13 protein-coding genes are annotated in these 7708 nt (G+C 47.1%); 11 read left to right on the top strand and 2 right to left on the bottom strand.

All coding sequences use genetic code 11. The annotated features are described in order from the left end of the window. Positions 1–135: 135 nt before the first annotated feature. Together Q0256_RS10980 and Q0256_RS10975 are read right to left on the bottom strand one after the other, a co-directional pair. On the bottom strand, positions 136–564 hold the full coding sequence (locus tag Q0256_RS10980) for a VOC family protein (protein ID WP_297963049.1): 429 nt from the start codon (positions 562–564) through the stop codon (positions 136–138). 216 nt (positions 565–780) lie between these two features. Further along, a complete protein-coding gene (locus Q0256_RS10975; protein ID WP_297963046.1) occupies positions 781–1653 on the bottom strand; it encodes a neutral zinc metallopeptidase in 873 nt (290 codons plus the stop codon). Positions 1654–1841: 188 nt separating this feature from the next. On the opposite strand from Q0256_RS10975, the gene infA reads away from it, so the two are divergent. The 11 genes from infA to Q0256_RS10920 form a co-directional block, all read left to right on the top strand. Further along, complete coding sequence (gene infA / locus Q0256_RS10970) at positions 1842–2060, top strand: translation initiation factor IF-1 (RefSeq protein WP_005869854.1); 219 nt, start codon at positions 1842–1844, stop codon at positions 2058–2060. A gap of 172 nt (positions 2061–2232) precedes the next feature. Next, entirely contained in the window at positions 2233–2346 is a 114-nt protein-coding gene (gene rpmJ, locus Q0256_RS10965) for a 50S ribosomal protein L36 (RefSeq protein WP_005869855.1), read from the top strand. A gap of 3 nt (positions 2347–2349) precedes the next feature. Continuing rightward, the gene (gene rpsM, locus Q0256_RS10960) at positions 2350–2718 is read left to right on the top strand and encodes a 30S ribosomal protein S13 (protein WP_005869856.1); all 369 of its coding nucleotides are present in this window, start codon (positions 2350–2352) and stop codon (positions 2716–2718) included. A gap of 10 nt (positions 2719–2728) precedes the next feature. Next, on the top strand, positions 2729–3121 hold the full coding sequence (gene rpsK / locus Q0256_RS10955; protein ID WP_177387174.1) for a 30S ribosomal protein S11: 393 nt from the start codon (positions 2729–2731) through the stop codon (positions 3119–3121). An 18-nt stretch (positions 3122–3139) separates the two neighbouring features. Next, complete coding sequence (rpsD, locus tag Q0256_RS10950) at positions 3140–3766, top strand: 30S ribosomal protein S4 (RefSeq protein ID WP_297963043.1); 627 nt, start codon at positions 3140–3142, stop codon at positions 3764–3766. Between the two features lie 11 nt (positions 3767–3777). Beyond that, on the top strand, positions 3778–4803 hold the full coding sequence (locus tag Q0256_RS10945; RefSeq protein WP_177387178.1) for a DNA-directed RNA polymerase subunit alpha: 1026 nt from the start codon (positions 3778–3780) through the stop codon (positions 4801–4803). Then, the gene (gene rplQ, locus Q0256_RS10940) at positions 4804–5160 is read left to right on the top strand and encodes a 50S ribosomal protein L17 (protein WP_005869862.1); all 357 of its coding nucleotides are present in this window, start codon (positions 4804–4806) and stop codon (positions 5158–5160) included. 30 nt (positions 5161–5190) lie between these two features. Further along, a complete protein-coding gene (locus Q0256_RS10935; protein ID WP_297963041.1) occupies positions 5191–5751 on the top strand; it encodes a L,D-transpeptidase family protein in 561 nt (186 codons plus the stop codon). 509 nt (positions 5752–6260) lie between these two features. Continuing rightward, complete coding sequence (locus Q0256_RS10930; protein WP_297963038.1) at positions 6261–6527, top strand: NifU family protein; 267 nt, start codon at positions 6261–6263, stop codon at positions 6525–6527. Then, the gene (locus Q0256_RS10925; protein ID WP_297963035.1) at positions 6517–7065 is read left to right on the top strand and encodes a histidine kinase; all 549 of its coding nucleotides are present in this window, start codon (positions 6517–6519) and stop codon (positions 7063–7065) included. The genes Q0256_RS10930 and Q0256_RS10925 overlap by 11 nt, the downstream gene beginning before the upstream one ends. Further along, positions 7043–7708: Mur ligase family protein (locus tag Q0256_RS10920; RefSeq protein ID WP_297963033.1), on the top strand; the 666-nt coding region annotated here is incomplete at its 3' end. The genes Q0256_RS10925 and Q0256_RS10920, both read left to right, overlap by 23 nt.

Below are 7708 nucleotides of genomic sequence, written 5' to 3'. Positions count from 1 at the left end.
GAAAACGGTGCCGCAAACTATACGAGCCAAAAAACCCGCCCGATGATTTGTAATAAAATTTTGAGTTTAAATTTTACACGCTTAGGCCAAAGGCTTCGGCGCCTCCAAACAAGCCTCGGCCGCAAAAATTTTGATCTAAAATTTGAGCAGCCCGTCCTCGTCAAATTTAAAACCGGGTCCCCAAGCCACCTCCCAGTAGTATCCGTCCGGATCGGCAAAATACGCGTGGTATCCGCCCCAAAACGCATCTTGGGGCTCCTTGACGATGGCTCCGCCCGCCTTTTTTACTAGCTCTATGACGCTAGCTACGTCCTCTTTGTTTTTTACGTTATACGCTAGCGTGATGCCGCCAAATCCGCTGCCTCTGGGCGGATCGTTTTCGTTGATATCTCGTGCCAGCGCGCCCAAGGGATAGAGCTCAAATTTGGTCCCCGGCGTATTAAAAAAGCATACCGGCGGGTCGTCGTCTTTGCAATCCGTCTTAAATCCTAGGCCGTCTCTGTAAAATTTCAGCGCCCTTTGCATGCTTCGCACGCCTAGGCAGATGCAGGTTATTTTGTTCATTTTCGCCTCCATAAATTTTAACGTATAAAAATTTTAGTTTCTTGTGCCGTAGTCAAGCCTGTGCTCAAACAAGCCGTCGCCGCACTAGCCGAGCGCGCCGTCCGAACTTTTAATCGCCGACCATTAAAATTCTAAATTTTGCCCTAGGCTCGTCGTTAAATTTTAAAATTTAAACCGCTTTTGATCTAGCCCGCAAGCTAGCTCAAAGTCCGCGCTTTACGGCTCAAACGAGCAGGCTTTTAGGTTTCCGCCTGCCAAGCCCTTTTTAAACCACTCTTTGCGCTGCGCCGAGGTGCCGTGCGTGAAGGAATCGGGCACGACGCGACCGCTAAATTTGCGCTGCAGCGTATCGTCGCCGATCGCGCTGGCGGCATTTAGCGCCTCGTCGATGTCGCCCGCTTCAAGCACGCGCCCTGTTTTTGCGAGATAGTGCGCCCAGACCCCCGCGTAGCAGTCCGCCTGTAGCTCGACTTTGACCTGAAGCGCGTTTTGCTCGGCTTCGCTGCGAGCGCGCCTTTTTAGAGCGGCGACCTGCTCCAGCGTGCCGACTAAATTTTGAACGTGATGCCCTACTTCGTGCGCGATGACGTAGGCCTGCGCGAAGTCGCCGCCCGCTTTGTATTTGTTCGCAAGCTCGTCGAAAAAGCTAAGATCGAGATAAATTTTATGGTCCCTCGGGCAATAAAAAGGTCCCGTCTGCGCGCTCGCAAAGCCGCAGCCGCTTGCTATCTGATCGCGAAAGAGCCGAAGCCCCGGCTCCTCGTAGCGCGCGCCCGCACTTTTAAATATCTCGCCCCAAACGTCCTCGGTTTGGGCTAGCACCGCCGAGACGAAGGCGAGCTTTTCCTGCTCCTGCGGGCTGTCCGTCGCCTCTCTCTGCGTGCTAGCGCCCCCGTCTAAAAGCGCCAAAGGGTTGTAGCCCATAAAATACGCCACCACGCCGATTACGAGCACTATACGCCCGATCTTTGAGCCGAGCAAAAACCTGATGATCGGAATCAGCATCCCAAGCGAGCCCGAGCTCGTGCGCATGCTGCTTGCGCGGTCATCCTCCACGTTTGAGCTTCGTCTGCCGTCTTGCCATTTCATGTTTTTCCTTTAAAATTTTTGAGCCATTATACTAAAATTTTAAAAAGAGCGCCGTTTTGCTTTTACAAAATACTGCGCGCGTAGCGAAATAAATCTGAAATTTTGCTTATTTTAAATTTCTTTTAAGCTGTTTAAAATTTTAAATTCTATATAATCGCCCTTTTTAAATTTAAAAGAAAGGAGAATTTGTGGCAAAAGACGACGTCATAGAGATCGACGGCAACGTCATAGAAGCGCTGCCGAACGCGACTTTTAAGGTCGAGCTGGACAACAAACACGTGATTTTATGCCATATCGCGGGCAAGATGCGGATGCACTACATCAAGATAATGCCCGGCGATCGCGTAAAAGTCGAGCTGACCCCTTACAGCCTCGATAAAGGCAGGATCACATACCGCTATAAGTAAGGATAAAGTTAAATTTAGATATACTCGCGATTTTGCGACTAAACTGTAGGAAGAAGTGTTTTCAAAATCCCCACTATTTTGAAAACAGTTGGTTTGATACTTTCGCTTTTGAAATTTCATTAAACCTAGGTGCAGTTTGCATTTAAAGTGGAGAAAATTTTAGGAGAGTGGAATGAAAGTTCGTCCATCCGTTAAGAAAATGTGCGACAAATGTAAAATTGTCAAGCGCAAAGGTGTTGTTCACGTTATTTGTGAAAATCCAAAACATAAACAAAGACAAGGATAAGTTATGGCTCGTATCGCAGGTGTAGATCTACCAAAGAAAAAAAGGATTGAATACGGACTAACTTATATCTACGGTATAGGTTTATTTACGTCGAGAAAAATTCTCGATGCGGCAGGAATTTCTTACGATAAAAGAGTCGCCGATCTGAGCGAAGATGAAGCCGCCGCTATCAGAAAAGAGATCCAAGAGCACTATATGGTCGAAGGCGATCTTCGCAAACAAGTGGCTATGGATATAAAAGCGCTTATGGACTTGGGCGGCTATCGCGGCTTAAGACACAGAAAGGGCCTTCCGGTTCGCGGTCAAAAAACAAAAACGAATGCCAGAACCAGAAAAGGCAAACGCAAAACCGTCGGCGCGGCAGCTAAATAAGGATTGAGATATGGCACAAAAAAAAGTAGTTAAGAAAAAAACCGTCAGAAAAAATATCGCCAAAGGCATAGTTTACATCTCCGCTACGTTTAACAACACTATGATTACCGTAACGGACGAGATGGGCAACGCGATCGCGTGGAGCAGTGCGGGCGCTTTAAATTTTAAAGGCAGCAAAAAATCCACCCCTTATGCGGCGCAGCAAGCCGTCGAGGACGCGCTAAACAAAGCCAAAGAGCACGGCATCAAAGAGGTAGGCGTCAAGGTTCAGGGTCCGGGAAGCGGACGCGAGACCGCCGTTAAAAGCGTAGGTAGCGTAGAAGGGATTAAAGTTACATATTTCAAAGATATCACTCCTCTTGCGCACAACGGTTGCAGACCGCCTAAACGACGTCGCGTGTAATTATAAAAGGAGAAATTTATGGCTAGATATACAGGACCGGTTGAAAAATTAGAAAGAAGGCTCGGCGTTGATCTATTTATGAAAGGCGAGAGAAGGCTTGCGGGCAAGAGCGCACTTTTAAAACGCCCTTATGCTCCGGGTCAGCACGGACAAAGACGCGCTAAACTAAGCGAATACGGCTCGCAGCTTCGTGAGAAACAAAAGGCTAAATTTATGTACGGCGTAAGCGAAAAGCAGTTCCGCAGGTTATTTGCCGAAGCAGCTCGCAGAGAGGGCAACACGGGAGCGATCTTGGTTCAGCTTTTAGAGCAGAGGCTAGATAATGTCGTTTACCGCATGGGCTTTGCTACGACTAGACGCTTTGCGCGCCAGCTCGTTACGCACGGACACATTTTAGTAGACGGCAAGCGCGTCGATATCCCTTCATACAGCGTTCGCGCAGGACAAAAGATCGAAGTGATCGAAAAGAGCAAAAATAACCCGCAAATTTCAAAAGCATTGGATCTTACTGCGCAGACCGGCATCGTAGCGTGGGTAGATGTAGAAAAAGAGAAAAGATACGGAATTTTTTCTAGAATTCCGGAGAGAGAAGAAGTTGTTATTCCTGTAGAGGAAAGATTTATCGTAGAGCTTTACTCGAAATAGTAGGTGCTAATATGAGAAAAATCACAACATCAGCTCATATGCCAACTGAAATAAAGGTTGAGAATGTCAGCGAAAATGTTGCTAAAATCATAGCATATCCCTTTGAAACGGGATATGCCGTCACTCTAGCTCATCCTTTACGAAGGTTACTTTATACGAGCACGGTCGGTTTCGCGCCGACTGCGGTTAAAATCGAAGGCGTAAGCCACGAATTCGACAGCATGCGCGGTATGCTCGAGGATATGGCGGCTTTTATCATAAATTTAAAGGGCTTAAGGTTTAAAATTAAGGGCGATTCCCTACGCGAGGTCGTAGAATACAGCTTTAAAGGGCCTAAAGAAATTTACGGCAGCGACCTAAATAACGACGCCGTAGAGATCGTAAATCCAAGCGCTTATCTGGCTACGATAAACGAGGATGCCGATCTTAAATTTACGCTCATCATCGAAAAAGGCATCGGCTACGTTCCAAGCGAAGAGATCAGAGAAAATTTAGACGCTGATTTCATCGCGCTGGATGCGTTTTTTACCCCGGTAACCAAGGCTGTTTACGACATCGAAAATGTCTTTGTAGAGGACAATCCCGACTACGAAAAGGTAGTCTTTACGATCACTACCGACGGTCAGATCAGCGCGATAGATGCGTTTAAAAACGCGCTTGAGGCGATGTATCAGCAGCTGGCGGTTTTCAAAGGTATCGTAAATATCAGCGCTGCGGATACTTTCGGTAGAGCGATCCCCGCAAATTCCGAGTTTGCAAAGCTTTTTGAGAGCGTTAGCAATCTAAGCTTAAGCGCGCGAAGCTTTAACTGCCTGGATCGCGCGGATATTAGATTCATCGGCGAGCTAGCGATTATGGAAGAGAGCGAGCTTAAAGACCTTAAAAATTTAGGCAAAAAATCGCTCGAGGAGATCAAGGCCGTAATGGAGGAGATCGGTTATCCTATCGGCAACCAAGAGCTCGGCGATAAAAAAGAGCAGCTAAAACGCAAGCTTGACGAGCTGAAGGCTCAAAGACAAAAGAATGAAGGACAATAAATGAGACATAATCACGGATATAGGAAGCTAGGGCGCACTTCGTCTCACCGTGCCGCCCTGCTTAAAAATTTAACCATCGCTTTAGTTACTAGCGGCAAGATCGAAACTACACTTCCTAAGGCAAAAGAGCTAAGAAGCTATGCCGAGAAGCTAATCACTCGCGCGCGCAAGGGCGACAGCGAGGCGCATAGATTTGTTTTCGCGGCGCTTCAGGATAAGGCTGCGACAAATAAGCTGGTCACCGAGATCGCTCCAAAATACGCAGGCGTAAACGGCGGCTACACTCGCATCATCAAAACCCGCCTTCGCAAGGGCGACGCCGCAGAGATGGCTTATATCGAGCTAATCAGCAAATAAAATTTCGGGATCACTCCCGAAATTTCTTCTATGAAATTTAAAATTTTACTTCCGCTTATTATCGTAGCTGCAGGCTTGGCGTGGGCATTGGACAATTATCTTAGCTATAAAAATATCGAAACGATCAACTCCGAAATTCCGCTAAAGCAAGCATTGGACGGCGAGCAAATTTCTAAAATCCGCGTCTATAAATCCAAACGAATTCTTGAAATTTTAACCTCAAAAGGCGTCGCGAAAAGCTACAAAATCGCCCTCGGACGCGAGCCTGAAGGACATAAAGAGGTTCAAGGCGACGGCAAAACCCCGGAGGGCAACTACACCATAAATGGCAAAAATCCGAACTCGGCGTATCATCTAAATTTAGGCATCTCCTATCCGAACAAAGCCGATGTAGCACACGCAAAATCCCTCGGCAAGAGCGCAGGCGGCGATATCAAAATCCACGGGCTACCGAACAAATTCAGCTACCTAGGGCAGAGTATCGCGGCGTTCGGCGACTGGACGGAGGGCTGCATAGCGCTCGTCAATGACGATATGGACGAGCTTTTTGAGCACGTAAAAATCGGCACGCCGATAGAAATTTTGCCGTGATTGCACGCGCCTGCGCTAAAATTTCACAGCTGCTATCGATATAAAACGTAACGTAAATTTTATCTACGAGCTTTAAAATAATATTCGCCGCCCGGGCTTTTGTAGTCGCAAAATTTACATTAAAAGCAGGATTGTTTTTCTAAAAATTTAATCGTATCGGCCTTTATCTCAATAAATTTAGACAAAATCGCCTTAAATTTCTTTCCCGCTCAAGCGAAATTTCATCTCAAATTTAGCCCTCGGTCTGGCTGAAATTTCATCCCAAATTTATGGCGCAAATAGTCTAAATCTAAATATACGCAAGCCCGATGATTTAAAGCTTCGTTATTATTCAGATCGATAAAAATTTAAAATCATAGTGCTCGCCGTTCGCGGCGTATAAAATTCTTTGCGATCCATGGCGCAAAATCCGCGTCCTCGCGCAAAATTTCAGATTAAATTTCATCCCCGATAAGCCTTTTTTTATCGCTTTTGGATATAATTCGCCAAAACCAAAACAAGGAATTTTAATGATACCATTTAGCGATGAAGAGCTTCTAGCTCCGGTACAAGGCAGCTTGGAGCTAATCCGACCGATGCTGCAAAACGACGGCGGTGATATGAAGCTTTTAGGCATAAAAAACGGCGTCGTCTATGTCCGCCTTACCGGGCATTGCCACGGCTGCGCGGCGAGCTCACAGACCCTAAAATACGGCGTCGAGCGCCAGCTTCGCATGGATATTCACCCCGAGCTTAGCGTCGTAAACATCCCCGAAGGCGAAGAGTTTGAACTATAAAAAACTGGGGCTAAAGGCCTTTTCGCGCGGAGAATTCGAGCTTGCGAAGCTATATTTTTCGCTCGCATACGAAAAAAGCGGCGAGGAGGAAATTCTATTTTTGCTTGAACTTTGCCAGACCGCGATGGCAGACCGCGAAGAGGCGCTTATGCTCTTTGATTTTTACAACCTCAGCCCAAAAACTCAAACCGCGGAGCTTTTTAAAATTTTAAACTCTATCAACGAAAAGATCGCGAATGAAGCGGCCTCCGAACCCGGTGCCGAGGATGAGATCGCCGTTATAACTTATGCCGATTTTATGCGCGCGGTAGGCCAAAGAGGCTTTAAAGACGCCTTCGAATCGATCATTTTTTCCTCCAAAATCGCCATTTCGGACAAAACCGAGATGATAGAATTTTTAGAAAATTTGATAGAAAACGGCTACTACGAAATGGGGCTTAATTACGTCGAGAGCTCGGCTGCCGCGTATGCAGGTGATGAACGCTTCGAAGCGCTAATGCAAAAAATCAAAAATCATGAAAATACGACTCGAAAATAGCTTTATCACCGATAACTCCGCCGAGTGCGAGGCGGGCTGCTTTTTTATGCGCACGAGCGCGAACGCTAAATTCCAAGCCGAAGCAGCGCAAAAAGGCGCGCAGATCGTCTCTATCGCGCAAGCAAAGGAGCTATTAAAGATCGATCCGCGCATCAAAATCGTAGGCATTACGGGCACGAACGGCAAAACGACGACCGCGGCGGCGATCTACTCGACGCTGCTGGATCTGGGCTTTAGCTGCGGTCTAAGCGGCACGCGCGGTGCCTTTATAAACGAGCGCAGGATCGACGAAAAGGGACTTACGACGAGCTCGGTTTTTAAGACGATGAGCTATCTTTACGAAGCTAGCAAGCAGGGCTGCGAGTACTTCGTTATGGAGGTTAGCTCGCATGCGATAGCGCAAAATCGTATCGAAGGATTAGAATTTGCGCTTAAAATTTTTACGAATTTAAGTCAAGATCATCTCGATTATCACGGTAGCATGCAAGAATACGCGGCAGTCAAGAGCTCGTTTTTCGCAGACGACGCGCCAAAGCTCATAAACGCCGATGACGGGCATATTAAATTTAACCCCGCAAACGCCCAAACATATTCACTTCACGCGGACGCGGACTTTGTGCCCAGCGAGTATTCGCTAGAAGGC

Origin of the sequence: uncultured Campylobacter sp., assembly GCF_937949835.1 — a bacterium.
Lineage (GTDB): Bacteria > Campylobacterota > Campylobacteria > Campylobacterales > Campylobacteraceae > Campylobacter_B.
The sequence above is the reverse complement of the archived record's forward strand: the minus strand, read 5'-3'. Positions and strand labels throughout refer to the sequence as shown.